The organism is Micromonospora sp. C41 (genome assembly GCF_018070485.1).
GTDB classification, from domain to species: domain Bacteria; phylum Actinomycetota; class Actinomycetes; order Mycobacteriales; family Micromonosporaceae; genus Micromonospora; species Micromonospora chalcea.
Genome location: NZ_JAGPXP010000004.1, coordinates 214,890 through 239,765, shown reverse-complemented (window position 1 = coordinate 239,765; position 24,876 = coordinate 214,890). Strand labels below are relative to the sequence as shown.

The 24,876-nt window shown below is 72.9% G+C and carries 24 protein-coding genes; 13 read left to right on the top strand and 11 right to left on the bottom strand.

All coding sequences use genetic code 11. The annotated features are described in order from the left end of the window. Positions 1-11 precede the first annotated feature (11 nt). Genes KBX43_RS06895 through KBX43_RS06885 form a run of 3 tightly spaced genes read right to left on the bottom strand, consistent with a single transcriptional unit; the run spans position 12 to position 2,052 of the window. Positions 12-320, bottom strand: a complete 309-nt coding sequence (locus tag KBX43_RS06895; protein ID WP_069087953.1) for a cupin — start codon at positions 318-320, stop codon at positions 12-14. Continuing rightward, the gene (locus KBX43_RS06890) at positions 317-1,267 is read right to left on the bottom strand and encodes an LLM class F420-dependent oxidoreductase (RefSeq protein WP_064446605.1); all 951 of its coding nucleotides are present in this window, start codon (positions 1,265-1,267) and stop codon (positions 317-319) included. Before KBX43_RS06890 ends, KBX43_RS06895 begins: the two co-directional genes overlap by 4 nt. Before the next feature lie 2 nt (positions 1,268-1,269). After that, the gene (locus tag KBX43_RS06885; RefSeq protein WP_064446604.1) at positions 1,270-2,052 is read right to left on the bottom strand and encodes an ABC transporter ATP-binding protein; all 783 of its coding nucleotides are present in this window, start codon (positions 2,050-2,052) and stop codon (positions 1,270-1,272) included. A gap of 285 nt (positions 2,053-2,337) precedes the next feature. Here KBX43_RS06885 and KBX43_RS06880 point away from each other — a divergent pair, with 285 nt between their 5' ends. Both KBX43_RS06880 and KBX43_RS06875 read left to right on the top strand, forming a co-directional pair. Further along, a complete protein-coding gene (locus KBX43_RS06880; protein ID WP_043328275.1) occupies positions 2,338-3,366 on the top strand; it encodes an ABC transporter substrate-binding protein in 1,029 nt (342 codons plus the stop codon). Between the two features lie 132 nt (positions 3,367-3,498). Then, complete coding sequence (locus KBX43_RS06875; RefSeq protein ID WP_280841742.1) at positions 3,499-4,302, top strand: ABC transporter permease; 804 nt, start codon at positions 3,499-3,501, stop codon at positions 4,300-4,302. A gap of 160 nt (positions 4,303-4,462) precedes the next feature. Here KBX43_RS06875 and KBX43_RS06870 read toward each other — a convergent pair whose 3' ends face one another. Beyond that, on the bottom strand, positions 4,463-5,644 hold the full coding sequence (locus tag KBX43_RS06870; RefSeq protein WP_043328278.1) for an ABC transporter substrate-binding protein: 1,182 nt from the start codon (positions 5,642-5,644) through the stop codon (positions 4,463-4,465). A gap of 447 nt (positions 5,645-6,091) precedes the next feature. Here KBX43_RS06870 and KBX43_RS06865 point away from each other — a divergent pair, with 447 nt between their 5' ends. From KBX43_RS06865 to KBX43_RS06850, 4 genes are read left to right on the top strand one after another with little or no spacing between them, the layout of a single operon-like run. After that, a complete protein-coding gene (locus KBX43_RS06865; RefSeq protein WP_064446601.1) occupies positions 6,092-9,160 on the top strand; it encodes a nitrate- and nitrite sensing domain-containing protein in 3,069 nt (1,022 codons plus the stop codon). Further along, entirely contained in the window at positions 9,157-9,564 is a 408-nt protein-coding gene (locus tag KBX43_RS06860; protein ID WP_013288588.1) for a roadblock/LC7 domain-containing protein, read from the top strand. The genes KBX43_RS06865 and KBX43_RS06860 overlap by 4 nt, the downstream gene beginning before the upstream one ends. Positions 9,565-9,624: 60 nt before the next feature. Beyond that, positions 9,625-9,987, top strand: a complete 363-nt coding sequence (locus KBX43_RS06855; RefSeq protein ID WP_030501578.1) for a DUF742 domain-containing protein — start codon at positions 9,625-9,627, stop codon at positions 9,985-9,987. Continuing rightward, positions 9,968-10,585 (top strand): ATP/GTP-binding protein, encoded by a 618-nt coding sequence (locus tag KBX43_RS06850; RefSeq protein ID WP_030501577.1) that lies wholly within the window; start codon positions 9,968-9,970, stop codon positions 10,583-10,585. The genes KBX43_RS06855 and KBX43_RS06850 overlap by 20 nt, the downstream gene beginning before the upstream one ends. 11 nt (positions 10,586-10,596) lie before the next feature. Here the strand turns inward: KBX43_RS06850 and KBX43_RS06845 are convergent, their stop codons facing one another. The 5 genes from KBX43_RS06845 to KBX43_RS06825 are packed head-to-tail and all read right to left on the bottom strand — an operon-like array spanning position 10,597 to position 18,110. Beyond that, positions 10,597-11,685 carry a uroporphyrinogen-III synthase gene (locus tag KBX43_RS06845; RefSeq protein ID WP_030501576.1) on the bottom strand — a complete coding sequence of 363 codons (1,089 nt, stop codon included), beginning with the start codon at positions 11,683-11,685 and terminating at the stop codon, positions 10,597-10,599. Further along, positions 11,685-12,032 (bottom strand): nitrite reductase small subunit NirD, encoded by a 348-nt coding sequence (gene nirD / locus KBX43_RS06840; RefSeq protein ID WP_064446599.1) that lies wholly within the window; start codon positions 12,030-12,032, stop codon positions 11,685-11,687. The genes KBX43_RS06845 and nirD overlap by 1 nt, the downstream gene beginning before the upstream one ends. Further along, positions 12,029-14,536 carry a nitrite reductase large subunit NirB gene (gene nirB, locus KBX43_RS06835; protein ID WP_210883809.1) on the bottom strand — a complete coding sequence of 836 codons (2,508 nt, stop codon included), beginning with the start codon at positions 14,534-14,536 and terminating at the stop codon, positions 12,029-12,031. Before nirB ends, nirD begins: the two co-directional genes overlap by 4 nt. Further along, positions 14,533-16,005 carry an FAD-dependent oxidoreductase gene (locus KBX43_RS06830; RefSeq protein ID WP_210883807.1) on the bottom strand — a complete coding sequence of 491 codons (1,473 nt, stop codon included), beginning with the start codon at positions 16,003-16,005 and terminating at the stop codon, positions 14,533-14,535. Before KBX43_RS06830 ends, nirB begins: the two co-directional genes overlap by 4 nt. Then, positions 16,002-18,110 (bottom strand): molybdopterin oxidoreductase family protein, encoded by a 2,109-nt coding sequence (locus KBX43_RS06825; protein ID WP_210883804.1) that lies wholly within the window; start codon positions 18,108-18,110, stop codon positions 16,002-16,004. Before KBX43_RS06825 ends, KBX43_RS06830 begins: the two co-directional genes overlap by 4 nt. Before the next feature lie 147 nt (positions 18,111-18,257). On the opposite strand from KBX43_RS06825, the gene KBX43_RS06820 reads away from it, so the two are divergent. After that, positions 18,258-18,968 (top strand): class I SAM-dependent methyltransferase, encoded by a 711-nt coding sequence (locus KBX43_RS06820; RefSeq protein ID WP_210883802.1) that lies wholly within the window; start codon positions 18,258-18,260, stop codon positions 18,966-18,968. Here KBX43_RS06820 and KBX43_RS06815 read toward each other — a convergent pair. Together KBX43_RS06815 and KBX43_RS06810 are read right to left on the bottom strand one after the other, a co-directional pair. Further along, on the bottom strand, positions 18,941-19,540 hold the full coding sequence (locus KBX43_RS06815) for a PIN domain-containing protein (protein ID WP_083296964.1): 600 nt from the start codon (positions 19,538-19,540) through the stop codon (positions 18,941-18,943). The genes KBX43_RS06820 and KBX43_RS06815 overlap by 28 nt on opposite strands. A gap of 40 nt (positions 19,541-19,580) precedes the next feature. Next, the gene (locus KBX43_RS06810) at positions 19,581-20,048 is read right to left on the bottom strand and encodes a helix-turn-helix domain-containing protein (RefSeq protein WP_043328291.1); all 468 of its coding nucleotides are present in this window, start codon (positions 20,046-20,048) and stop codon (positions 19,581-19,583) included. Between the two features lie 170 nt (positions 20,049-20,218). On the opposite strand from KBX43_RS06810, the gene KBX43_RS06805 reads away from it, so the two are divergent. The 6 genes from KBX43_RS06805 (at position 20,219) to glmM (ending at position 24,859) form a co-directional block, all read left to right on the top strand. Next, complete coding sequence (locus tag KBX43_RS06805) at positions 20,219-20,476, top strand: DUF6364 family protein (RefSeq protein WP_030501570.1); 258 nt, start codon at positions 20,219-20,221, stop codon at positions 20,474-20,476. Continuing rightward, entirely contained in the window at positions 20,466-20,759 is a 294-nt protein-coding gene (locus KBX43_RS06800; RefSeq protein WP_043328292.1) for a type II toxin-antitoxin system PemK/MazF family toxin, read from the top strand. The genes KBX43_RS06805 and KBX43_RS06800 overlap by 11 nt, the downstream gene beginning before the upstream one ends. A gap of 122 nt (positions 20,760-20,881) precedes the next feature. After that, entirely contained in the window at positions 20,882-22,249 is a 1,368-nt protein-coding gene (locus tag KBX43_RS06795) for an MFS transporter (RefSeq protein ID WP_210883800.1), read from the top strand. 209 nt (positions 22,250-22,458) lie between these two features. Continuing rightward, complete coding sequence (gene rplM, locus KBX43_RS06790) at positions 22,459-22,902, top strand: 50S ribosomal protein L13 (RefSeq protein ID WP_013288574.1); 444 nt, start codon at positions 22,459-22,461, stop codon at positions 22,900-22,902. Positions 22,903-22,922: 20 nt separating this feature from the next. Next, entirely contained in the window at positions 22,923-23,387 is a 465-nt protein-coding gene (gene rpsI / locus KBX43_RS06785) for a 30S ribosomal protein S9 (protein ID WP_030501567.1), read from the top strand. A gap of 116 nt (positions 23,388-23,503) precedes the next feature. Beyond that, positions 23,504-24,859 carry a phosphoglucosamine mutase gene (glmM, locus tag KBX43_RS06780; RefSeq protein WP_030501566.1) on the top strand — a complete coding sequence of 452 codons (1,356 nt, stop codon included), beginning with the start codon at positions 23,504-23,506 and terminating at the stop codon, positions 24,857-24,859. The last annotated feature ends 17 nt before the right edge of the window (positions 24,860-24,876 follow it).

Below are 24,876 nucleotides of genomic sequence, written 5' to 3'. Positions count from 1 at the left end.
TGCCGGCGTGGCTACTTCAGCTCGACCAGGCGGGCGAGGTAGGTGGTGTCGCCGACGTTGGTCAGCATGTGCACCGCGCCCGGATCCCGGTAGACGACGCCGCCGGTCGGCTCGTCGGCGTCGATGGTGGTGCCGTCGATCGTCTGCACCACGTTCTTTGCGCCCTGGACCGCCACCACCAGGTACGGGTGGTCGTGGCGGTGCAGCGGCTGCCGCTCACCCGGCTCCAGCCGGATGTGCCAGACCCGTACCCGGTCGTTCTCGTACACGATCTCCTGGCCCACCGGGCCGAGTTCGAGGTCGGCGGAGAGTTCGGTCATCGTGGTCCGTCCAGTCGGGGGAGCACCTCGGCGGCGATGAGCTCCACGTGGTCGAGGTCGTCGAAGTCGATCAGGCGCAGGTGCACCCGGGTGGCCCCGATCGCGGCGAACTCGCCGATCCGGTCCACGAGCTGGGCGGGGGAGCCGACCACCGGGTCCTCCGGCGGCAGCGCGCTCGTGACGTGCAGCGGGGCGGCCCGGCGCTGCGCCTCGGCGTCGGTGCGTCCGATCGCCACGACGATGCCGGCGGAGAGTGTCAGCGGGGCCCGGCCGGAGGCGTCCCGGCCGGTGCGGTCGCACGCCTCCCGGACCCGGTCGTACGCGGAGGCGGTCTCGGCCACGCTCTTGAACGGCATGTTGAACTCGTCGGCGTAGCGGGCGGCCAGCTCGGGCGTGCGCTTCGGTCCCCGGCCGCCGACGATCACCGGCGGGCCGGGCTGCTGCACCGGTTTGGGCAGCGTCGGCGCGTCGACCAGGCGGTAGTGCTCGCCGGTGAAGCTGTACGTCTCGTCGGCCGGGGTGCGCCACAGCCCGGTGACGATCTCCAGCTGCTCGGCGAGCCGGTCGAAGCGTTCGCTGACCGGCGGGAACGGGATGCCGAACGCGGTGTGCTCGCGCTCGTACCAGCCGGCGCCGATGCCCAGCTCGACCCGGCCGCCGCTCATCCGGTCGACCTGGGCGACCATGACGGCGAGCGGCCCGGGGAGCCGGAACGTGGCGGACGTGACGAGCGTGCCGAGCCGGATCCGGGAGGTCTCCCGGGCCAGTGCGGCGAGCGTCAGCCAGGCGTCGGTGGGGCCGGGCAGCGCCGGCTCGTCCCCCATCGCCCGGTAGTGGTCGGCCCGGAAGAAGCCCTCGAAGCCGGTCTCCTCGACCAGCCGGGCGAACCGGAGCTGGTCGTCGTAGTCCGCTCCGCGGTGGGGTTCGGTGAAGACCGAGACCCGCATGGTCACCGTCCTCCCACGGGTACGCCGGGGGCGTCCCGCTCCATCAGCAGTTCGTGCAGCTCGGCGCTGATCCGCGCGACATCGGCCAGGTGTTCGTGCCGGCCGAGCGTGCGGGGCCGGGGGACGTTCACCTCGACCACCTCGCGGATCCGGCCGGGGCGCGGGCTGAGCACGACGACCCGGTCGGCGAGCAGCACCGCCTCGTCGATCGAGTGGGTGACGAAGACGATCGTGGCCTTCGTCTCCATGTGCACCCGCTGGAGTTCGCCGGAGAGCTCCTCGCGGGTGAGCGCGTCGAGCGCGGAGAACGGCTCGTCCATGAGCATCACCCGGGGTGAGCCGATGAGCGACCGGCAGAGCGAGACGCGCTGCTGCATGCCACCGGACAGCTCGTGCGGGAGCCGCTTCTCGAAGCCGCCCAGCCCGGCCATCTCCAGCAGCTGGCGGGCGCGGTCGCGGTGCTCGGCCCGGCGCCAGCCGAAGATCTCCACCGGCAGCAGCACGTTGTCCAGCACCGTGCGCCAGGGCAGCAGGGCCGGCCGCTGGAACAGCATGGCCACGTCGCGGCGGGGCTTCGTGATCGGCGTACCGGCCACGGTGATCTCGCCGCCGCTGACCGGGAGCAGGCCGGCGATCATGCGCAGGAGCGTGGACTTGCCACAGCCGGACCGGCCGAGTACGGCGACGAACTCGCCTTCGGCGACGTCGAGGTCGATGCCGCGCAGCGCCTCCACCTGCCCGGATCGGCCGTCGAAGGTGCGGGACACCCCGGACAGTCGGATCATCTCCCGCCGGCTCCCTTCCACGTCGTCCCTAATGCGAGCCGGGCTAGCGTAGCGGACGGTGCTTATAGCACTGTCCGGGGTGGACGTCAGTCCGCTTTCCGTCACGCAACTTCGTTTCCGTTCCGCAACCGGGACGGAGGGAGCGCGCCATCCGCCTTCTCGTACGCTGTTGCGCGCGAAGAGTCCCCTCACGACGGTCCAGTCGGCCCAACCCTCCTGCCGGCCCCGTCGGACCCACGACCCGACCGGCGAGAAAGTCCTGGTCGGAAAGGACATGGTGCACTGATGAGAAGGCTGACCCGTACGGTCGCCGCCGCGGCTCTGGCTACCGCCCTCGCCCTCGTGGGCGGCTGCAGCAGCGACTCGGACAAGTCCGAGAGCGGCGGCGGAAACGGCGGCGCGCTGGAAAAGGTGACGTACCTCACCTCGTTCGGCAACTTCGGCCGTGACTCCTACGCCTGGGTGGCGAAGGACAAGGGCTTCTTCAAGGAGGCCGGTTTCGACGTCGACATCAAGCCCGGCCAGGGCACCGGCTCCGTCATCCAGACCATCACCGGCGGGCAGGCCCAGTTCGGCCCGATCGACCTGACCGGTGGCATCCTCCAGCTCGGCAACGGCCTGGCGAAGGACTTCGTGGCGGTGGCCGCGATCCAGCAGCGCACCATGGCCGCGATCGTCACGGTCGAGGGCAAGAACATCGCCACCCCGAAGGACCTCGAGGGCAAGAAGCTCGCGGACACCCCCTCCTCCGTCGTGCGCAACCTCTTCCCCACGTACGCGCGGCTCGCCGGCATCGACGGCAGCAAGGTGACCTGGGTCAACGGTGAGGCGCAGAGCCTGATGCCGATGCTCGGCTCCGGCTCGGTGGACGGCATCGGCCAGTTCGTCGTCGGCCAGCCGACGGTGGAGACGGTGACCAAGAAGAAGCCGGTCATCCTGCCGTACAGCAACGTGATGCAGGACCTCTACGGCAACGCGCTGATCACTTCCACGAAGCTCGCCAAGGAGAAGCCGGAGATGGTGAAGAAGTTCACCGCCGCGCTGCTCAAGGGCCTGGAGTACTCGCTGGCGAACCCGGACGAGGCCGCCGAGATCCTGAAGAAGAACGTGCCGGCCGCCGTCCCGGCCGCGGCCTCCGCCGAGCTTCAGCTGATGGCCGCGTACGTCCGGTCGAGCAACTCCGGCACCGCGATCGGCACGCTGGACAGCGGCCGGGTGGCCAAGAGCATCGCCCTGCTGAAGGGCGCGGGCGCGCTCAAGCAGGACCTCACCCCGGACCAGATCATCGACTTCGACCTCGCGCCGAAGGCCTGACCGGTCCGCTCGGGCCAACGGGGGTGCGCCCCGCCGGACACCCGGCGGGGCGCACCCCCTTCCCGTGCCGGTCGCATCGACCGGCGCAGAGAGGAGGACACGTTGACACAGTTGACCGAGGCCCGGCCGGAGGTGCCACAGCCGCGCCCGGCGGTCCGGCGCGGGTTCGCCGTACGTCCGGCCGCGGTCGGGCTGCCGGCGCTCGGCCTGGTGATCGCGGTGGCCGGCTGGTGGCTGGTCACCTCGGGGCTGAACCTGGTGCACCCGGCCGCGCTGCCGCCGCCGCAGGCGGTGGGGGAGTCCCTCGCGAACGCCACCGACGTGCTGCTGCCCGCGTTGGGCATCACCACCTGGATGACAGTGCTCGGCTTCCTGCTCTCGTCGGCCGCCGGGGTGCTGATCGGGATGGCGCTGGCCGCGTCCCGCCGGGTCGAGCGGATGTTCGCGCCGTTGCTGGTGGCCGTGAACGCGGTCCCGAAGATCGCGTTCGGGCCGCTGCTGGTGGTGGCCGTCGGCTGGGGTCAGAAACCCATTCTGACCATGGTGTTCCTGCTCTGCTTCTTCCCGATCGTGCTCTCCACCGCCACCGGCCTGACCACCACGCCGGCGGACCTGGCGGAGCTGAGCCGGTCGCTGAACGCCTCGTGGTGGCAGTCGTTCCGCAAGGTGCGCTTCCCGTCCGCGCTGCCGCAGATCTTCGTCGGGCTCAAGGTGGCCATGCCGCTGGCCGCGATCGGCGCGGTGATCGGCGAGTTCTACTCGGACCGTCCCGGTCTGGGCTACCAGATCCTGCAGTACAACGGCGTCGGCGACACCGCCACCGCCTGGGCGGCGATCGTGCTGGTGGCCCTGATGAGCATCGCGCTCTACGCCGCCCTCAGCCTCGTCGAGCGCCTGGCCCTGCCCTGGGTGAAGGCCACCACCTCAGCCCGCTGACCACAACCAGGTAACCCGACGTCGGCCGAGAACCCAGAAGGAAACCTCAACCCACGGGTCGCAGCCGACCACGAAGGTGTCGCCCCCGGCGCAACCGGCGCAGGGATCAAGCTTGACCGCCCGGAGCCGGTTGTGCCGGGGGCGACACCCCCCACAGCGACTATCCAGCGAGCCGCCAACGCCCACCACGCGCCACGAGCGTCGTCAACGCCTGCGGCATCAACCCGGAGTGGTTGTCCGGCGTCATCCGGATCGGCCCGGACAGCCCGTCCAGCTGCGAGGTCTCCAGCACGTCGCGCAGCGCGTCCCGGTCGACAGTGCCCGGTTCGCCACCGGCGCGCTGCTCGGCGTCGACGATCAGTTGGACCGCGTCGGCCGCGAACGAGGAGAAGCCGTTGTAGCCGCCGAAGCGGGCGGTGTACTCCTGGAACCACTGCCGGCGCGCCGCCTTGGCCGGTGTGGTGGCGATCACGTCGTCGATCACCATGGTCTGCGTGAAGATCAGCGTGGCCTCTTCGGTGGAGCGGGCCGACGGGCCCAGGAAGAGGTCGCCGGCGGCCGCGGCGTCGAAGAACAGCGACCCGCGGAACTTGCTCTGCCGGGCCGTGGTCGCGGCCAGCGTCGCCTGCTCCGGCGTGGTCCAGAGGATCAGGGCCTGCGGCTTGGCGGCGATCAATTCGTTGACCTGCGTGCCGACCTCGGTGTCGGTGAGCCGCACCGATTCGTTGCCGACCAGCCGCACCGTGGTCTTTTCCAGTTCCCGGCGCAGCGCGGTGAGCCCTTCCTGGCCGTAACCGTCGGCGCTGTGCAGCAGCGCGACCTTGCGGATGTCGCGCCGGTCCAGTTCGGTGGCGAGCGCGGCGGCGCTGTCGGCGGCGTTCGGGGCGAGCCTGAAGACATATCGCCGTTCGCCCACCGGTTCGGTGACCGCGCTCGAGGAGGCCAGTGCGATCGTCGGAATGCGCTTCTCGCCGATGGTGCGGGCCGCGCCCACCGCGCATTCGTTGCAGCCGCCCATGATGACGGCGCTCACCCGTGAGTCGCCGCTGAAATCATTGATGTTCCGCAAGGACTCCGCAGCGTCGGAGCGGTTGTCCTTGACCCGCAGATCGATCTTCCGGCCGCCCAGCGCACCGGACGAGTTCAACTGCTCGACCTTCAGTTCCAGCGCCCGCTGGTACACCTTGCCGACCGGCGCGGACGCGCCGGAGAGTTCCAGGTCGGCGGCGATGACGATGGGGCTGGTGTCCTGCGGTTCCCCGCCGATCCCGCAGCCGGTGAGCGTGGTGGCCAGCACGGCCGATGCGAGCGCCGCGATGCTCGCGGAGCGGATGGGGCTCAACTCAGTCCTCCAGGTGCGGCGCGGGCCGACGCCCGATCACCGCCGCTAGTCCGTCCTCAGTGGAGGAACGGGATTGGTGTGCCGTACGGTGTGCGCGAAGCCTGCAAAACCTTGCCAATGCCGGGGCCTGTGGTCAAGCCGGGATCTCGAGTGCTGTTTCGGGACAGCCATCCCACATGCTGGGGACACGGAACATTAACTGACAATTACTGCACAGAAGCGTGTGACCACTCTGGAGTGACATCCCCTGATCAGGGGGTTGGAGAAAAGAAGGTATTAGGTGATCGGATCACGGGTTGCGCCGACCCCGACCGTTTCCTGCCTCCCTGCGGCTTCCCAAACACGATCTCGTCTGATGAAATCGCGGCCGTGCCGCGCGTGGCGCTGGCCGCTGCACCAGGCACGGGTCAGTGGGTCGCGCGTGGAAGAAACGACGGAGGCGATGTCGTGAGCACCGGACCTACGACCCTGCCCGGGAGCCCCAACGCCGAACAGCGGAACCGGCGACGGCGCCTGCCGAGGCTGCGCGACGCGCGGATCCGCTCGAAACTCGCCCTCATCCTGGTCGTTCCGGTCGCGGCTGTCATCGCACTGGCAACTATCCGACTCGTCTCGGTGGGGCAGGGCGCGTACGAGGCGGACCGGGTCCGGTCGCTGACGGCCGTGTCGGTCGACATCTCGGCGCTCACCCAGGACCTCCACAAGGAGCGGATGGCCGCGGCGGTCTTCCTGGCCAAGCCGGACGAGAAGCCGGACGCGTACAACCTGCGGGTGCGCCAGACCGACGAGCGGATCGCGGCGTACCAGGAGGAGCGGCGCCGCCTCGGCGACGTGCCGGGCGCTGTGAGCAGCCAGCTCAAGGTCATCGACGCCCACCTGTCCACGCTGAACGGCACGCGCCAGGAGGTGCTGGACCGGTCGCAGATGCCGGTGGCCGAGGCCAGCCTGCGCTACGGCATCGTCCTGGACGACCTGGTCGCGTACAGCGACGCGCTGGCCCAGCAGCCGGGCGCGGAGAGCCTGGCCGACGCCCGCCGCGCGGTGGCCGCGTTCGCCCACGCCAAGGCCGAGGTGGCCGAGGAACAGGCGGTCGCCTTCACCGCGCTCGGCGCCGGCCGGATCGACGAGGAGCAGTTCTCCTCCTTCGTGGCCACCCTGACCGGTCAGCAGGAGGCGCTGCTCACGTTCTCCCGGTCCGCGACGCCGGCCCAGCGGGCCCTGGTGGACCGCACCGTGTCCGGTGACGCGGTCCAGCTCGCCGACCGGGTCGCCGCCGACCTGTCCCGCTCGGTCGGGCGGCCCGCGCTCGTCACCCGCCAGGAGGCGTCCGACGCCATCGGCGCGGTCGACGAGCTGATGCGGTGGGCGGAGATCCAGCTCCTGGACGACCTGCTCGCCGACGCCGACGAGGTACGCGCCGACGTGATCCAGCAGGCGGTCGTGGAGGGCCTGCTGGTGCTGATCACGCTGGCCGTCGCGGTGACGCTCGCCGTGGTGCTCGCCCGGTCGCTGAACGACTCGCTGCGCCGGCTGCGTGAGGGCGCGCTCGCGGTGGCGAACCACGACCTGCCGGACGCGGTGAGCCGGCTGCAGAACGTCAACGCCATCGGCGACGGCGGCGTGGACGAGATCGTCCAGCAGGTCCGGGACCCGATCAAGCTGACCAACCGCGACGAGGTCGGCCAGGTGGCCGTCGCCTTCAACGTGGTCCACCGGGAGGCGGTGCGGGTGGCGGCCGAGCAGGCCGCGCTGCGCACGAGCGTCTCGGCGATGTTCCTCAACCTGGCCCGCCGCTCGCAGAGCCTGGTCGACCGCATGATCGGCGAGCTGGACGCGATCGAGCGGTCCGAGGAGGACCCGAAGCGTCTCGCGCAGCTGTTCGAGCTGGACCACCTGGCCACCCGGATGCGCCGCAACGACGAGAACCTGCTGGTGCTCGCCGGCGCCGACTCGGCGGTGCCGCGTCGCGACGACGCGCTCCTGGTCGACGTGCTGCGCGCCGCGCAGTCCGAGGTGGAGCTCTACAACCGGATCGAGTTCGGCACCGTCGACACCGACATCTCGGTGGCCGCCCACGCCGTCAACGACGTCGTCCGGCTGGTCGCGGAACTGCTCGACAACGCCACCCGGTTCTCGCCGCCGAACACCTCAGTGGTGGCCGACGGCCGCCGGATCCGCGACTACGTGCTGATCCAGATCGAGGACCGGGGGCTCGGCCTCAGCGACGAACAGCTCGACTCGCTCAACCGGCGACTGGCCGCGCCGCCGACCGTCGACGTGGCCGCGTTCCGGCTGATGGGTCTGGCCGTGGTGAGCCGGCTCGCCTCCCGGTACGGCATCCGGGTCGAGCTGCGCCGCAACGTCGAGGGCGGCACTGTCGCCCAGGTCACGCTGCCGAACTCGACAGTGGTGCTGCCGGCCAACCGTGGTCAGGCCCCGCTGACCCGGCCGCGCCAGCCGCTGGCCGTCGAGCAGTCACCGCTGAGCCAGGTCGGCGTCGCCGACGCGCTTGCCGGCGCCGGCCGGGGCGCCGCCACCGCGACGCTCGCCGACGGGTGGCGCGGGGCGACCACCGCCCCGCCCGCCAGGTGGCAGGCGCCCGCCGAGGCGCGGGACACCACTCCCGCCGTACAACTGGGCGGGGCGACCGGCACGTTGCCGGCGGTCCCGGCGCCTCCGGCAACGCCGGCCCCGGTCTCCGGGGCGGGCTGGTCGGCCGGCGGGCCGACGGTGGCGTACCCGGCGCTGGACCCGCTGCCCAAGCGGTCGCCGGGCGTCGAGGCCGCCCAGCCGGTCGCACCTCCGGCCTACCAGCCGCTCGCCGCGGCGCCGGCGGTGGAGACCACCCCGGCAACGCCCGTGGTGGCCCGTCCCGAGCAGCGGGCCGAGGCCCCGATATTCCGGGAGATGGAGGCGGTCTGGTTCCGTTCGCACGGAGAGGACGAGACCACGATCTTCACTCGGCCCACCTTCGACGAGCCGCCCGCGCCGGCCCAGCCGGCCGTGCCGCCGCCCGCGGCGTCGGCTCGCCCGCCCCTGCCCACCCGTACCCCGGGCGCCCAGGCGTCGGGGCTGAGCACGCCGGCCGCGTACCACGCACCGGCCGTGCCGTCCGCGTCACCCGCGGACGCCGCCCCGTCGTCCCCCGCCGTCGCGTCGCCGCCCACGGCCGCCGCGGCACCGCCACCGGCCGCCCCGGCGCCGCCACCCGCCGCCGAGCCCGCACCCGCCATCGACCCGAGCGCCTGGCGTACGGCGGCCGACGAGGGCTGGACGCGGGCCAGCCGGGCCGCGGAGCCCACCACCGGCGGCACCACCCGTTCCGGCCTGCCCAAGCGGGTGCCGCAGGCCCAGCTCGTGCCTGGTGGGATAGAGCCGAAGAGCGGCCGGGACCGCAGCCGGCGCACGCCGGACGAGGTCCGGGGGCTGCTCTCCGCCTACCACCGTGGCGTCCAGCGGGGCCGTACGGCCGGCGCCGACCTGAACAGCACCTCGACCAAGGAGACGAACCGATGAACAGGCCGGCGGCCATGCAGGACATGGGTTGGCTTCTCACCAACTTCGCCGACAGCGTGGCGGGCATCGCCCACGTGGTGGCGGTCTCCGCGGACGGGCTGCTGCTCGCCTCCTCCCGGGATCTGCCGGGGGACCGGGCCGACCAGCTTGCCGCGATCACCTCCGGCGTGGTGAGCCTGACCGAGGGCGCGGCGCGCATGTTCAGCGCCGGCGGGGTGCTGCAGACCGTGATCGAGATGGACAGCGGCTACCTGTTCCTGATGTCCATCAGCGACGGCTCGTCGATGGCCGTGCTCGCGGCGCGCAGCTGCGACGTGGGCCAGGTCGGCTACGAGATGGCGTTGCTCGTGGAACGGGTCGGGCAGGCGCTGGTCCCGCTGCCGAGGGACGCCGTCCGGTCCTGACCGGGCCCGCCGACATGAGCCGGAGCCGCTGCGCTCCGTACGAGGGGAGGTGATCGCGAGATGGAACCGCGACGTGATCCGCGTGGCGCGCTGGTGCGACCGTACGCGGTCACCCGGGGCCGCACCGAGCCGTTGCAGAACATCGCGCTCGAGGCGGTGCTGTCCAGCACGCCCACGCAGTCGGCCGAGGCGCGGTTCGCCGGGCACGACAAGTACCGCATCTCCTCGGTCTGTGAAGGCCGGGCACAGTCGCTGGCGGAAATCGCCGCTTACACCCGGATGCCGCTGGGCGTCACCCGGGTGCTGGTCGCCGACATGGTGGCCGAGGGCCTGCTGACGCTACACACTGCCGCTCCCGCGACGGGTTTCGCGGCGCGGATGAACCTGCTTGGAAGGGTGCTAAGTGGACTTCGCGAACTATGACCCCGACGGGGTGAACCGCGGCCGGGAGATCATCTCCGCGAAGATCGTGGTCGCGGGCGGCTTCGGCGTGGGCAAGACCACGCTGGTCGGTGCGATCTCCGAGATCCAGCCGCTGACCACCGAGGCGCTGATGACCGCGGCCGGCGTGGGCATCGACGACCCGTCGAAGGTGCCGGGCAAGGAGACCACCACGGTCGCCATGGACTTCGGCCGTATCACCATGGCCGAGGACCTGATCCTCTACCTGTTCGGCACCCCGGGCCAGACCCGTTTCTGGTTCATGTGGGACGAGATCATCCGGGGCGCGGTGGGCGCGGCGGTGCTCGTGGACACCCGGCGGATCACCGACGCGTTCGCGCCGCTGGACTACTTCGAGAACCGCAAGCTGCCGTACGTCGTGGCGTTGAACCGCTTCGACGACGCGCCGCACTACGAGATGGAGGAGATCCGGGAGGCGCTCGCCATCTCCCCGGACGTGCCGATGGTCCTGTGCGACGCCCGTCGGCGCGACTCGGTCAAGCAGGTGCTGGTGACAGTGGTCGAGCACGCGATGCTCCGCCTCCAGGCCGAGCACGGCTACCCGGCCTCGGTGGGCTGACCGCCTGCGGGTCAGTCGACCCGCAGGCGGTACCCCCGCTTGACGACCGTCTGCACCACGCGGGGCGCCTTCAGGCCGACCCGCAGCCGGGCGACGGCCATCTCCACGGCGTGCTCGTCGGCGCCGCGCGGCAGCGTACGCAGCAGCGCGGTGCGGGAGAGCACCTTGCCGGGTGACGCGGCGAGCGCCCGCAGCACGGCCATCGGGGCCGGCGCGAGCTGGCGCAGTTCCCCGTCCACCACCGCGGCGTGGCCGCGCAGCGTCAGCACGTGCCCGGCCGCCTTCACCGAGACCGTGCGCCGGGGCAGCTCCTCGACGATGGTGCGGACCAGCGCGCCCAACCGGGCCCGGCTCGGCGCGCTCACCGGCACCCCACGCCGGACCAGCGGCTCGGCGGTGACGGTGCCCACGCACCCGGCCAGCACGTCGCCGCGCAGCGCCTCCAGCACCGTCTCGGTACGGTCCCCGGCCGCCCGCAGCAGGGCCTCGGCCGCCGGAGCCGAGGTGAACGTGACCGCGTCGACGAGCCGCCCGGCGACCAGGTCGATGAGCCGGTGCAGCGGCGCCGGATCGGCCGGCGGCGCCCACCGGTAGACCGGCACCTCGATCACCGTGGCCCCGGCCGCCACCAGCGCGTCGGTGCACTCGGGTTGCCGCTCGCCGTGCAGTTGCATCGCCACCACCTGGCCGGCCACGCCGCGCGCGACCAGGTGCTCCACCACCTCGTCGCAGCTCTCCGAGCCCGGCGACCAGTGCTCGCGCAGTCCGGCGGCGCGGATCGCCCCGGTCGCCTTCGGGCCCCGGGACACCACGTACGCGCGGGCGAGCGTGGCGCGCAGCGGCTCGGCCAGCCCCCAGCCCTCGGCCGCCTCCAGCCAGCCCCGCATGCCGATGCCGGTGTTGGCCATCAGCACGTCCGGCGGATGTTCCAGGCAGGCCCGGGTGGCCTCACGCAGGTCGGTGTCGTCGGCGAGCGGGACGATCCGCAGCGCCGGGGCGAGCACCACCCGCGCCCCGCGCCGCTGGAGCAGCGCGGCCAGTTCGTCGCGCCGCCGGTCCGCGGTGACCCCGATGGTGAAACCGGCCAGCTCGTCGCGCATCACTGCTCCTGCCGTAACCGCACCTCGACCTGGCCGTCCCGGCAGCGCACCCGGTGCCGCGTCAACGTCACGCCGGGCAGGTCCAGGCACCGCCCGGTGGTGAGGTCGTAGACTTGCTTGTGCAGCGGCGAGGCGAGCGTCGGCACGCCGCCCCGGCTGCCCACGAGACCGCGGGACATGACGTACGCGCCGCCGACCGGGTCGAGGTTGTCCACCGCGTACAGGCCGTGCGCGGTGCGGAACACCGCCACCTGCACGCCGTCGACGAGCGCGGCCACGCCCCGGTCGAGGTCGAGCCGGTCCAGCGGGCAGACCGGCGTCCAGTCCAGCGTGACGACGGGGCTCATCGGCGTACCTCCGGCAGTCCGAGCGCGACGGGTTGGCGGCGGTGCCCGGCGTCCCGGGCCGGTACCGGCTGGCCCCGCTCCCGGGTGAACGAGATGGACGGGTCGGGCACGCCGGGCGCGTTGACGAACGAGGTGAAGCGGCGCAGCCGGTCCGGGTCCTCCAGCACGTCGCGCCACTCGTCGGAGTAGCTCGTGACGTGCCGGGCCATCGCCGCGTCCAGGTCGGCGCAGAGGCCGAGCGAGTCGTCCACGATCACCGACCGGAGGTGGTCCAGGCCGCCGTCCATCGCCTCGATCCAGGCGGCGGTGCGCTGCAACCGGTCGGCCGCGCGGATGTAGTACATGAGGAACCTGTCGATCAGCGTGACCAGCTCGGCGGTGCTCAGGTCGGTGGCGAACAGGTCGGCGTGCCGGGGCCGGAAGCCGCCGTTGCCGCCGACGTACAGGTTCCAGCCGCCCTCAGTGGCGATGACGCCGAAGTCCTTGCTCCGGGCCTCGGCGCACTCGCGGGCGCAGCCGGAGACCGCGGACTTGAGCTTGTGCGGCGCGCGCAGCCCCCGGTAGCGCAGCTCCAGCGCGACGGCGAGCCCGACCGAGTCCTGCACGCCGTAGCGGCACCAGGTGTCGCCGACGCAGGACTTCACGGTACGCAGCGCCTTGCCGTACGCGTGGCCCGACTCGAAGCCCGCGTCGACGAGCCGGCGCCAGATCTGCGGCAACTGGTCGACCCGCGCGCCGAACAGGTCGATCCGCTGCCCGCCGGTGATCTTCGTGTAGAGCTGGAAGTCGCGGGCCACCTCGCCGATCGCGATCAGCTTCTCCGGGGTGATCTCCCCGCCGGGAATCCGGGGCACCACCGAGTAGCTGCCGTCGCGTTGCAGGTTGGCCAGGAAGTGGTCGTTCGTGTCCTGCAGCGACGCCGCCTCGCCGTCGAGCACGTGACCGGCGCCGAGCGAGGCCAGGATGGAGGCCACCACCGGCTTGCAGATGTCGCAGCCGCTCCCGCGCCCGTGCTCGGCGACGAGCCGGGAGAACGTGCGGATGCCCCGCACCCGGATCAGGTCGAACAGCTCCTGCCGGCTCAGGTCGAAGTGCTCGCACAACGCGGTGGACTGGCGCACCCCGGCGGCGTCCAGCAGCTGCTTGAGCATCGGCACGCAGGAGCCGCAGCTCGTACCGGCCCGGGTGCACGCCTTCAACGCCGGCACGTCGGTCGCCCCGCCGGCGATCGCCGCGTCCAGGTCGGCCCGGGTCACCGCGTTGCAGGAGCAGACCTGGGCGGCGGCCGGCAGCGCCCCCGCGCCGGCGCCCGCGCCGCCGGCCGGCGCCAGCAACGCCAGCGGGGGAGCGGGCAGCGGCCCGCCGACACTGGCCCGCAACGCCGGGTACGCGCTCGCGTCCCCGACCAGCACGCCGCCCAGCAGCGTCCGCGCGTCGTCGGACAGGACCAGCTTCGCGTACGCGCGGGTGGCCGGATCGGTGAACGTCACGTCCAGGCAGCCCGGGGTGACGCCGTGCGCGTCGCCGAACGAGGCCACGTCCACGCCGAGCAGCTTCAGCTTCGTCGCGGTGTCCGCGCCGGGGAACGTGGCCGCGCCGCCGAGCAGCCGGTCCGCGACCACCTCGGCGGTGGCGTACCCGGGCGCGACCAGCCCGTGGCAGACCCCGTCCACCGCGGCGCACTCACCGACCGCCCAGATCCGCTCGTCGGCGGTACGGCAGGAGGCGTCCACCAGCACGCCGCCGCGCGGGCCGAGCGGCAGCCCGGCCGCCCGGGCCAGCTCGTCGCGCGGCCGGATCCCGGCGGCCACCACCACCAGCTCCGCGTCCAGCGTGCGCCCGTCTGCGAGGTCGAGCGCGGCCACCGTGCCGTCCGGCCCGGGACGCAGCGCCGTGGTGGCCACCCCGAGGTACGGCGTGACGCCCAGCTCCTCGACGTAGCGGCGCAGCATCGACCCGCCCGCCTCGTCCACCTGCACCGGCATCAGCCGGGGCGCGAACTCGACCACGCTCGTGGTGAGCCCGAGCAGCCGCAGCGCGTTCGCCGCCTCCAGCCCGAGCAGCCCGCCACCGATCACCACGCCGGTGCGGCGGCCCCGGGCGTGATCCCGGATCGCGGCCAGGTCGTCCAGCGTCCGGTAGACGAAGACGCCCGGCAGATCGGTGCCGTCGACCGGCGGCACGAACGCGTACGAGCCGGTGGCGAGCACCAGCGCGTCGTACGGGTACTCGCCGGCCGCCGTGGTCACCACGCGCCGTGCCCGGTCGACGCCGGTGACCGGTTCACCCAGGCGCAGGTCCACTCCGGCGTCGGGGGTGTGCACAGTCAGCTCGTCGGCGTCCACCCCGTCGAAGACGGCCGAGAGCCGCACCCGGTCGTACGCCGGACGCCGCTCCTCGGCCAGCACCGTGACCCGCCACCGCCCGCCGGTGTCCCGGGCCCGCAGCGCCTCGACGAAGCGCTGCCCGACCATGCCGTTCCCGACGACAATCAGCTCACTCATGACGCCACCTCCACCGTCTCGCGTACCGCGTCGGTCGCCTGCGGGTCGGCCTCGGCGAGCCAGGCGGCGATGCCGGCCACCGCGTCCCGGCAACTGCCGCAGCCGGTGCCGGCCCGGGTCGACGCGGACAACGCCGCCGCCGTCCGGGCGCCCGCCCGCCAGCACGCCACCAGCGCGCCCTTGCTCACGTCGTTGCACCGGCACACGGTCGCGGCGTCCGGCATCAGCGCCGGGGACGCGGCCGGCCCGGCCGGCGCCTCGCCGAACGCGCGGCCGAGCAGCAGCGAACGCCGGTCCGCCGGCACCGGCGCGCCCCTGTCGAACAGCTGCACCACAGTGCCGACCGCCGGGTTGTCGCCGAGCAGGATCGCGCCGGTCAGCCGCTCGTCCCGGATGCGCAGCCGGGCGTACGTGCCCCGGGCCGGGTCGGCGAAGGTCAGCTCCTCGACCGGCCCGTCCCCGTCGCCGGTTCCGGCCACGTCGCCCATCGCGGCCAGATCGATGCCGGCAGCCTTGAGCCGGGTCACCGCCGGGCGGGGCCGGTAGCGGGCCAGCGGGTCCGCGCCGGTCAGCACGTCGGCCACCACCCGGGCCTGCGCCCAGGCCGGCGCCACCAGCCCGGTCAGCGTGCCGTCGTGCTGCGCGCAGTCGCCGATCGCGGAGATCCGCCGGTCACTGGTCCGCATCCGGTCGTCCACCACCACGCCCCGCTCGACGGCGAGCCCGGCGGACGCGGCCAGCGCGGTGTCGGGGCGTACCCCGCAGCAGAGCACCAGCAGGTCGGCGTCGAGCGTCCCGGCGTCGCCCAGGTGCAGGCGGACGCCGTCGGCGTCGGCGGTCACGGCGGTGGCCGCCGCGCCGAGCCGGGACCGGACGCCCAGGCCGGCGAGCGTGCCCGCGAGGACCGCGCCGGCCGGTGGGTCGAGCTGACGTTCCATCAGGTGCCCGACCGGGTGGACCACTGTCACGTCGAGACCCCGCGCGGCCAGCCCGCGGGCCGCCTCCAGGCCCAGCAGCCCGCCGCCGAGCACGACGACGCGGCGCGCGCCCTCGGCGGCGGCGAGGATCCGCCGGCAGTCGCCGAGCGTGCGGAACGGGACGACCCGCTCGGGCATCGGCGCGAGGCCCGGCAGCGGCGGCACCACGGCCCGGCTGCCGGTGGCGAGCACCAGGTGGTCGTACCCGTGTCGCTCGCCGTCGTCGGTGACCACCTCGCCGGCGGCGCGGTCCACGGCGGTGACCGCCGCGCCGGTGTGCACCTCGACGCCCGGCCCCACCGCTTCGACCAGCTCCACGTCCGGCTCGCCGATGCGTCCGGCGAGCAGCGTGGAGAGCATGATCCGGTTGTACGCGCGGTGCGGCTCCGCCCCGAGCACGGTGATCGAGTGGTCCCCGCCGCGTGCGTGCAGCTCGGCGGCGAGCCGGGCGCCGGCCATGCCGTGGCCGACGACGACGATGCGCTCGTTCATGCCGGCTCCACCCGGACCGCGCAGATCTTGAACTCGGGCATCCCGGAGACCGGGTCGAGCGCGTCGTTGGTGACCGAGTTGGCGCGTTGCGCGCCGGGCCAGTGGAACGGGGCGAAGACGGTGTCCGGCCGGATCGCGGTGCTGAGCCGGGCCGGCGCCCGTAGCTCACCCCGGCGGGAGACCACACGTACCGGCGCTCCCTCGGTCACGCCGAGCCGTGCCGCCAGGTCCGGGTGCAGCTCGACGAAGCCGCCCGGCGCGGCCCGGCGCAACGCGGCGACCCGCCGGGTCTGCGCGCCGGACTGGTACTGCGCGAGCACCCGGCCGGTGGTGAAGTGCAGCGGGTAGTCGGCGCACACCGGCTCGGCGGCCGGCCGGTGGGTCACGGCGTGGAACCGGGCCCGGCCGTCCGGGGTGGGGAAGCGGTCGGCGAACAGCCGGGGCGTGTCCGGGCCGTCCCGGTCCGGGCAGGGCCAGAACACGCCGGTGTCGGCGTCGATCCGGTCCCAGGTGATCCCGGCGTAGTCGGCCGGCCCGCCGGCCGAGGCCCGGCCCAGCTCCGCGAACACCTCGCGCGGGTCGCTCGGCAGTGGCGCGCCGTCGGTCAGCCGCCCGGCGAGCGCGGCGAGGATCTCCAGCTCGGTACGGACCCCGGCGGGTGGCTCACGAAGCGCCCGGCGGCGCAGCACCCGGCCCTCCAGATTGGTCATCGTGCCGTCCTCCTCGGCCCACTGGGCGACCGGCAGCACCACGTCGGCCAGCTCGGCCGTCTCGGAGCGGACGAAGTCCGCCACCACGAGCAGGTCCAGGGCGCGCAGCCGGGACTCGACCCGCGCGGCGCGGGGCGCGGACACGACCGGATTGGAGCCGAACACCAGCAGCGCCCGCGCGCCCGACGGCGTGCCCAGCGCGTCCAGGAGTTGGTACGCGGGCACCCCCGGCCCGGGCAGCGAGTCCGGGTCGACGCCCCACACCCCGGCGACGTGCGCGCGGGCCGCCGGGTCGTCGATACGCCGGTAGCCGGGGAGCTGGTCGGCCTTCTGCCCGTGTTCCCGGCCGCCCTGCCCGTTGCCCTGCCCGGTCAGGCAGCCGTAACCCGAGCCGGGGCGGCCGGGCAGGCCCAGGGCGAGCGCCAGGTTGATGAGGGCGGTGACCGTGTCCACGCCCTTGGCGTGCTGCTCGGCGCCCCGCGCGGTGAGAATGATCGCCCGGTCCACTGTGGCCAGCGCGCGGGCGGTCGCGTGCAGGTCGGCCACCGGCACGCCGGAGAGCCGCTCCACCTCCGCCGGCCAGTAGCCGGCCACCGTCCGCCGGACCTCGTCGAAGCCGGTGGTCCGCTCCGCCACGTACGCCCGGTCCAGCCAGCCCTCGGTGAGCGCGATGTGCAGCAGCGCGTTCGCCACCGCGAGGTCGGTGCCGGGCAGCGGTTGCAGGTGCAGGTCGGCTTGGCGGGCGGTGGCCGTGGCGCGCGGGTCGACCACGATCAGCCGGCCGCCGCGTTCCCGCAGGTCGGTGACGTGCCGCATCAGCGGCGGCATGGTCTCGGCCGGGTTCGCGCCGACCAGCAGCAGCGTGTCCGCGTGGCCGAGGTCCGCCAGCGGGAACGGCAGCCCCCTGTCGATCCCGAACGCCCGGTTGCCGGCCGCGGCGGCCGAGGACATGCACCAGCGTCCGTTGTAGTCGATGTGCCGGGTCCGCAGCGTCACCCGGGCGAAGCGGCCCAGCGCGTACGCCTTCTCGTTGGTGAGGCCGCCACCGCCGAAGACCGCTACCGCGTCCGGCCCGTGGCGCTGCTGCACGTCCCGCACCCCGGCGGCGATCCGGTGGAGCGCCTCGTCCCAGGTCGCCGGGCGCAGCTCGCTGCCGGGCCGGTCGCGCAGCAGCGGGGTGGTGAGCCGGTCCGGGTGGTCGAGCAGGTCGGCGGCGGTCCAGCCCTTCTGGCACAGCCCGCCCCGGTTGGTCGGGAAGTCCCGGGCGCCGACCTCGACGCCGTCGCCGGTGGCGCGCAGCACCATGCCGCACTGCAGGGCGCAGTACGGGCAGTGCGTGGCGGCCTGCGCGGGGCCTGAACCCGTTCGCGTCGCCGTGCGTGCACCGTCTGTCATGTCGGAAAAGCGTGCCGTCGGGCGGTTTCCGGTCCGGGTCTGCTCTGTTTCGGTCCTGTCACGAGCGCTTCACACCGCACGTAGGTGACGTCGTCCCCGGCGGGGTTTACAATGTGGGAAATTGGTCTCAAATAACGGGAGGCTCTGATGGGCGTGGCGGACGCGTTCGACGCGGTGGCCGGCAGCTACGACCAGGCCCGACGCCGCCTGGTGCCCTGCTTCGACGCCTTCTACGGCACCGCCGTCGAGGTGGCCGCGCCGCCGCTGCGTGCCGCGCTCGCCGCCGGGCGTACCCCCGAGGTGCTGGACCTGGGCGCGGGCACCGGCCTGCTGTCCCTGCTGCTGACCGCGGCCGTGCCCGGCGTCCGCCTGACGCTCGTGGACGGCGCCCCCGGCATGCTCGCGGTGGCCGCCGGACACCTGACAGAACGCGGCGTGGCGCACCGCACTGTGCACGCCGACCTGGCCGACCCGCTGCCCGCCGGCCGGTACGACGCGGTGGTCTCCGCGCTGGCCATCCACCACCTCGACGACGAGGGCAAACGGGCGCTGTACAAGCGGGCCGCGGGCGCGCTGGCGCCGGGCGGCGTGTTCGTCAACGCCGAGCAGGTGGCCGGGCCGACGCCGGCGCTGGACCGCCGCTACGACGAGGTGTGGACGGCGCGGATCACCGAGCTGGGCTCGGACGCCGAGGAGATCGCCGGCGCCCGGCAGCGGATGCGGCACGACCGGCCGGCCACGGTGGCAGACCAGTGCCGGTGGCTGACCGAGGCGGGTCTGGTGGACGTGGACTGCTTCTTCAAGGAATGGCGTTTCGGAGTCTTCGGCGGTCAGCGGCCGGACGGTTCGGCGAGGTGATTCTCGAGCCGATCGGCGAAACGGGGCGCGCCGGCCTTCCGTAGATGGGTGATCAGTTCGACCGCGTCCTTGTCCTCGGCGACCAGGCTGCGCCGGTAGTAGTCGATCTGCCGCGCCAACGTCCTCATGACCAGAGGCATCGAACGGTCGGCCACCCAGTTGAGGAACTCGTCGCCGGTGCGGACCGACAGCGATTCCCGTACGCATTCCGGCGGAAAGGCGCGCCGGTCGTCGGTCACCAGGATGTCGGCGCGGCTGTGCACGGCGGCGGCCAGCACGTGCCGGTCGTCCGGGTCCGGCGGGCACGGGACGTCGTTCGGCGAATAGCCGGTGACGAGGCCGTACGGGAACGCCTGGACGAAGCGGCGTCGCTGGCCGCCGATCGCCTGCTCGGAATGCTCGGGCCGCTTACGGCGCAGGCGATACATCCATTCCGCCAGAACGTCCTCGCTGTACCGCAGATCGAAGACGGCGCAGTCGCCTTCGAGCGCGAGAAGACTGATCCAGTCGCGAAGGGTCCTGGAATAGAGAATGTTCGCGTCCAGGAACACCAGTGGGGCGCTGGGGATCACAGTGGACACCCTACCCAGCGCCCACTGGCCGGGCCCGGAACTACACGTCGTCGGTGAAACCCAGCGCGTCGGACTCCCACATCAGGGCCTCGTACGACTTCCGTCGCTCTTCCATTTGTCGTTGCCGGAATGCGAGGACGTCGCGGAGGAAGAGGCGCCGGTGGCTGCCGACCCGGTGGGAGGCGATCGATCCGTTCTCCAGGAGACGGACGAGTGTGGGGCGGGACATGCCCAGCAGCCTCGCCGCCTCGGTCGTCGTCAGTTCGCGGGAGATGGCGCTGATCGCGACGCCGTCGCCGCGGGCGAGCATCGCCGAGATCTGATGGAGGACGTCGAACATCTGGGCGGGAACCTCGACCTCTTCGCCGTCCGCCGAGACGAGTCGGGCCACGCCTTCGCCCGCAGCGAGGGGATGCCGTACGAGGAACTCCTCCATGGCGGCCGCCTTCCGGCGCTCCGCTCCCTCGGTGGGCATGACCGAGGCGGCCATGCCGGTGCTGAGGCTCATCGCGGCTCCCTGTGGCAGATGTGGCTCGCGTCCGTTCGGACCTCCTCCATGGTCGCGTCCAAGTGCAATATCCGCAACCAGCTTCACTTGTTTCACCTGCTGGTGTCCGATTCCTCGTCCGGCGGGAACGAGGATGACTGCTGGTCATACCGCTGGGTAGTCTTCCCGGCATGACCGCCAAGGTGACACTGTCGTTCTCCGACGAGACGATCGAGGAGGCGCGCCGGTTCGCCAAGCGGGAAGGGCTCTCCCTCTCCGCCTGGATGGACCAGGCCGCCCGGGAGAAGGCGCTGCGCGAGGTCTTCACCGCGCACGCCGACGCGGTCGGCCGTGCCGGCCTGGACCTGGAAGCCGCCGCCCTGGCCGACGCCCAGGAGGCCGCGCTCGTCGACGACGCCCTGTTCGGCGGGCGTCCGCGTGCTGCGTAGGGGCGAGGTCTGGCGCATCTCCGGCGCCCGGGAACGGTTCGGTCTGGTGATCAGCTCCGACGTCTACAACGCCACTGCGGTACCCATCGTGATCGTGGCCGAGGTGGTCGAGGAGTCGCTGCTGCGCGACTCGCCGCTGGCCGTGCCGATGGGCCCGTACGTGGTGATGCCCGACCGGATCTCCGCACCGATGAAGAAGTGGTTCGCCGAGTGCGTGGACGTGGCCGACACCGAGACCATGCAGCGGGTCGGCCGGGCCCTGCGGATCCTCCAGGAGCTGTGACCGCCTCACCGGCGCCCTCCGGCGGACGTGCGATCTCCGTTGCCGCGCCGACGCGCGCGGGGTACGCCGGGGAAACCGCCGGCTGAGAGCGTCCCCTCGTCATCGACGAGGAGGAGTCGCCCGTGAGCACGCTCGTTTCCGCACCGACCCGGCCGCCGGCCCGCGCCGCCGGACGGCTCACCGAATGGCGGCCGGAGGACCCGGCGTTCTGGGCCGCCGGGGGCGCCCGGGTCGCCCGGCGCAACCTGTACGTCTCGATCTTCGCCGAGCACGTCGGCTTCTCCGTGTGGAGCCTCTGGTCGGTGACCGTGTTGTTCCTGGGCCCCGAGTACGGCATCGACCCGGCCGGGAAGTTCCTGCTCACCGCCGTACCGGCCGCGCTGGGGGCGGTGCTGCGGCTGCCGTACACGCTGGCGGTGGCCCGCTTCGGCGGCCGGAACTGGACCATCGTGAGCGCGTTGCTGCTGCTCGTGCCGGCGGTGCCGATGGCGGTGCTGATCGAGCCCGGGGTGTCGTACGCCACGCTGATGGTGCTGGCCTGCCTGTCCGGCGTCGGCGGCGGCAACTTCGCCTCGTCGATGGCGAACATCAACCTGTTCTTCCCGGAGCGGCTCAAGGGCCGGGCGCTGGGGCTCAACGCCGGTGGCGGCAACCTGGGCGTACCTGCCGTGCAACTGGTCGGGCTGGCGGTGCTGGCGACGGCCGGCGCCGCGTACCCCCGGCTGGTGCCGGCGGTCTACCTGCCGCTGATCGTGCTGGCCGCGCTGGCCGCGGCCCGCTGGCTGGACAACGTTCCGGGGGCGCGCAACGAGCCGGGCGCGCTGCGCGCGGCGGCCCGCGATCCGCACACCTGGGTGATGTCGCTGCTCTACGTGGGCACGTTCGGCTCGTTCATCGGCTTCGGGTTCGCCTTCGGCCAGGTGCTCCAACTCCAGTTCCACGAGCGGTTCCCGACGCCCGTCGACGCCGCCTGGCTGACCTTTCTCGGGCCGCTGATCGGGTCGCTCATCCGGCCGGTGGGCGGCCAGCTCGCCGACCGGCTGGGCGGGGCCCGGGTCACGTTCTGGAACTTCGTGGCGATGGCCGCCGGCGCCGGGCTGGTGCTGTACGCGGCCCGGGAGCGCTCGTTCCCGCTCTACCTGGCCGGGTTCCTGGCGCTGTTCGTCTTCTCCGGCATCGGCAACGGCTCGACGTACAAGATGATCCCGGCGATCTTCCGGGCCCGGGCCGTCGCGGAGAGCGAGCTGACCGGCGACCCGGAGGCGGCGCAGCGGCGGGCCCGGCGCCTGTCCGGGGCGGTGATCGGCATCGCCGGGGCGGTCGGAGCCTCGGGCGGGGTGCTGGTGAACGTGGCGTTCCGGCAGTCGTTCCTGACCTCCGGCACGGCTGACGCCGCCTACCTGGCATTCATCGCCTGGTACGCGCTCTGCTTCCTGGTGACCTGGGTGGTCTACCTGCGTCCCGGGCCGCGTACGCTGGTCGGCGTGTGAGCTGCGCCATGGCGAACGCGCAGGCCACGCGGGGTACTACCCCGTTTTGACCTGCCGCCGGGCGGCCGGGTATCGTTGCCTGCTGTTGTACGACATTCTTAGGCGTGCCGCATCAGGTACGCTTGGTCGTTCGTGCGCGCTGGTCCGGCTGGGTATTCCCGGTCACCTCGGCGCGCGACCCCAGACCGACGACGAGACAAGGTAGACCTGTGCGTACGTACAGCCCGAAGCCGGGTGAGATCGAGCGTCAGTGGCACGTCATCGACGCCTCTGATGTCGTGCTGGGCCGCCTGGCGACCCACGCCGCCACGCTCCTGCGTGGCAAGCACAAGCCGACTTTCGCGCCGCACGTCGACACGGGCGACTTCGTCGTCATCGTGAACGCGGGCAAGGTCGCGCTGACCGGCAACAAGCGCCAGACCAAGGTCGCTTACCGCCACTCCGGTTACCCGGGTGGTCTGAAGCGGGTCGGCTACGACGAGCTGCTCACCAAGCGGCCCGAGCGGGCCATCGAGCTGGCCGTGAAGGGCATGCTCCCGCACAACAAGCTGGGCCGTCAGCTTCTCAAGAAGCTGAAGGTCTACGCCGGTGCCGAGCACCCGCACACCGCGCAGCAGCCGGTGCCGTTCGAGATCAAGCAGATCGCGCAGTGAGCGCGGGCGAAGGAAGCAGCATGACCGACATCACCGCCACCGAGGTCGCCCCCGAGGCCACCGAGGCGCCGGCGCCCGTCGCGCGCGCGCCCCGTGGTGACCGCCCGATCCAGACCGTGGGTCGGCGCAAGGAAGCCATCGTCCGGGTCCGGATCGTCCCGGGCAGCGGCAAGATCACCTGCAACGGCCGCGACCTCGAGGCCTACTTCCCGAGCAAGGTGCACCAGCAGCTCATCAAGGACCCGCTGGTCACCGCCGAGAAGGCCGAGGCGTTCGACGTGATCGCCAACCTGCGTGGCGGCGGCACCACCGGCCAGGCCGGCGCGCTGCGGCTCGCCATCGCCCGGGCGCTGATCGTCAGCGAGCCCGACGACCGCCCGGCCCTGAAGAAGGCCGGCTTCCTGACCCGTGACGCCCGGGTCAAGGAGAGCAAGAAGTACGGCCTCAAGAAGGCCCGCAAGGCTCCTCAGTACTCGAAGCGCTGATCACCACAAGCGCCTTGTACTTCTGACGGACGGCCGGTCCGCTTCCCCTTCCCGGGAGGCGGACCGGCCGTTCCGCGTTTCTCTCCTCATCGGCAGTTCCACGGAGGTTGGCGGGTATGGGCCGGTTGTTCGGCACGGACGGCGTACGCGGGCGGGCGAACGCGGATCTCACCCCGGAGTTGGCGCTTGCGGTCGCGGTGGCCGCGGCCCACACGCTGGCCGAGACCGACAAGAGCCATCCGCCGCTCGCGGTGGTCGGCCGGGACACCCGGGCCAGCGGCGAGATGCTGGAGGCGGCGGTGGTCGCCGGGCTCACCAGCGCCGGCGCCAACGTGGTCCGGGTCGGCGTGCTGCCCACCCCGGCCGTGGCGTTCCTCACCGCCGAGGCCAAGGCCGACCTGGGCGTGATGCTGTCCGCCTCGCACAACCCGATGCCGGACAACGGCATCAAGCTCTTCGCCGCCGGCGGGCACAAGCTGCCCGACGAGATCGAGATGCGGATCGAGGAGGCGGTGAAGGCGAACGCCACCACCGCCTGGAAGCGCCCCACCGGCGCCGGCGTCGGCCGCGTGCACGACCTGCTCGACGGCGCCGACCACTACGTGCAGCACCTGGTCGGCACCGTGCCGCACCGCCTCGACGGGATCAAGGTCGTGGTCGACTGCGCCAACGGCGCGGCGGCCGACGTCGCCCCGGTCGCCTACCGCGAGGCCGGCGCCGAGGTCATCGCCATCCACGCCGAGCCGGACGGGCTCAACATCAACGACGAGTGCGGCTCCAACCACATCGACGCGCTGCGCGCCGCAGTGGTCGAGCACGGCGCGCACCTGGGCATCGCCCACGACGGCGACGCCGACCGCTGCGTCGCGGTCACCGCCGACGGCGACGAGGTCGACGGCGACCAGGTCATGGCGATCCTCGCGCTGGCCATGCGGGACGCCGGCGAGCTGACCCAGGACACCCTGGTCGCCACCGTGATGAGCAACCTCGGTCTCCGGCTGGCCATGTCCGAGCACGGCATCCGGCTGGTCGAGACCAAGGTCGGCGACCGGTACGTGCTGGAGGAGCTGCGCGCCTCCGGCCTGGCGCTCGGCGGCGAGCAGAGCGGGCACATCGTGCTGCCCGCGTACGCGACCACCGGCGACGGCGTGCTGACCGGCCTGCACCTGATGGCGCGGATGGCCGCCACCGGCACCTCGCTGGCCGAGCTGGCCGCCGTGGTCACCAAGCTGCCCCAGGTGCTGATCAACGTGCCGGTCGGCGACCGTACCGTCGGTGCCGCCGCACCGGCCGTCCGGGCCGAGGTCGAGCGCGCCGAGGCGGAGCTGGGCGAGACCGGCCGGGTGCTGCTGCGCCCGTCGGGCACCGAACCGCTGGTGCGGGTCATGGTCGAGGCGGCCACCGAGGACACCGCGCGCGAGGTCGCCGAGCGCATCGCCGAACAGGTCCGCACCGCCAGCCCGGTCGCCTGAGCCACGCCGCCCGCCCG

What these genes read in the sequence shown, in the direction of transcription:
- KBX43_RS06845 (WP_030501576.1), bottom strand. Translation starts at nt 11,685, where the DNA reads ATGCGCGACGAGCTGGCCGGTTTCACCATCGGGGTCACCGCGGACCGG.
- KBX43_RS06805 (WP_030501570.1), top strand. Translation starts at nt 20,219, where the DNA reads ATGACCGCCAAGGTGACACTGTCGTTCTCCGACGAGACGATCGAGGAG.
- KBX43_RS06830 (WP_210883807.1), bottom strand. Translation starts at nt 16,005, where the DNA reads ATGAACGAGCGCATCGTCGTCGTCGGCCACGGCATGGCCGGCGCCCGG.
- KBX43_RS06855 (WP_030501578.1), top strand. Translation starts at nt 9,625, where the DNA reads ATGGAACCGCGACGTGATCCGCGTGGCGCGCTGGTGCGACCGTACGCG.
- KBX43_RS06890 (WP_064446605.1), bottom strand. Translation starts at nt 1,267, where the DNA reads ATGCGGGTCTCGGTCTTCACCGAACCCCACCGCGGAGCGGACTACGAC.
- nirD (WP_064446599.1), bottom strand. Translation starts at nt 12,032, where the DNA reads ATGAGCCCCGTCGTCACGCTGGACTGGACGCCGGTCTGCCCGCTGGAC.
- KBX43_RS06820 (WP_210883802.1), top strand. Translation starts at nt 18,258, where the DNA reads ATGGGCGTGGCGGACGCGTTCGACGCGGTGGCCGGCAGCTACGACCAG.
- KBX43_RS06810 (WP_043328291.1), bottom strand. Translation starts at nt 20,048, where the DNA reads ATGAGCCTCAGCACCGGCATGGCCGCCTCGGTCATGCCCACCGAGGGA.
- nirB (WP_210883809.1), bottom strand. Translation starts at nt 14,536, where the DNA reads ATGAGTGAGCTGATTGTCGTCGGGAACGGCATGGTCGGGCAGCGCTTC.
- KBX43_RS06880 (WP_043328275.1), top strand. Translation starts at nt 2,338, where the DNA reads ATGAGAAGGCTGACCCGTACGGTCGCCGCCGCGGCTCTGGCTACCGCC.
- rpsI (WP_030501567.1), top strand. Translation starts at nt 22,923, where the DNA reads ATGACCGACATCACCGCCACCGAGGTCGCCCCCGAGGCCACCGAGGCG.
- KBX43_RS06860 (WP_013288588.1), top strand. Translation starts at nt 9,157, where the DNA reads ATGAACAGGCCGGCGGCCATGCAGGACATGGGTTGGCTTCTCACCAAC.
- KBX43_RS06895 (WP_069087953.1), bottom strand. Translation starts at nt 320, where the DNA reads ATGACCGAACTCTCCGCCGACCTCGAACTCGGCCCGGTGGGCCAGGAG.
- KBX43_RS06825 (WP_210883804.1), bottom strand. Translation starts at nt 18,110, where the DNA reads ATGACAGACGGTGCACGCACGGCGACGCGAACGGGTTCAGGCCCCGCG.
- KBX43_RS06885 (WP_064446604.1), bottom strand. Translation starts at nt 2,052, where the DNA reads ATGATCCGACTGTCCGGGGTGTCCCGCACCTTCGACGGCCGATCCGGG.
- glmM (WP_030501566.1), top strand. Translation starts at nt 23,504, where the DNA reads ATGGGCCGGTTGTTCGGCACGGACGGCGTACGCGGGCGGGCGAACGCG.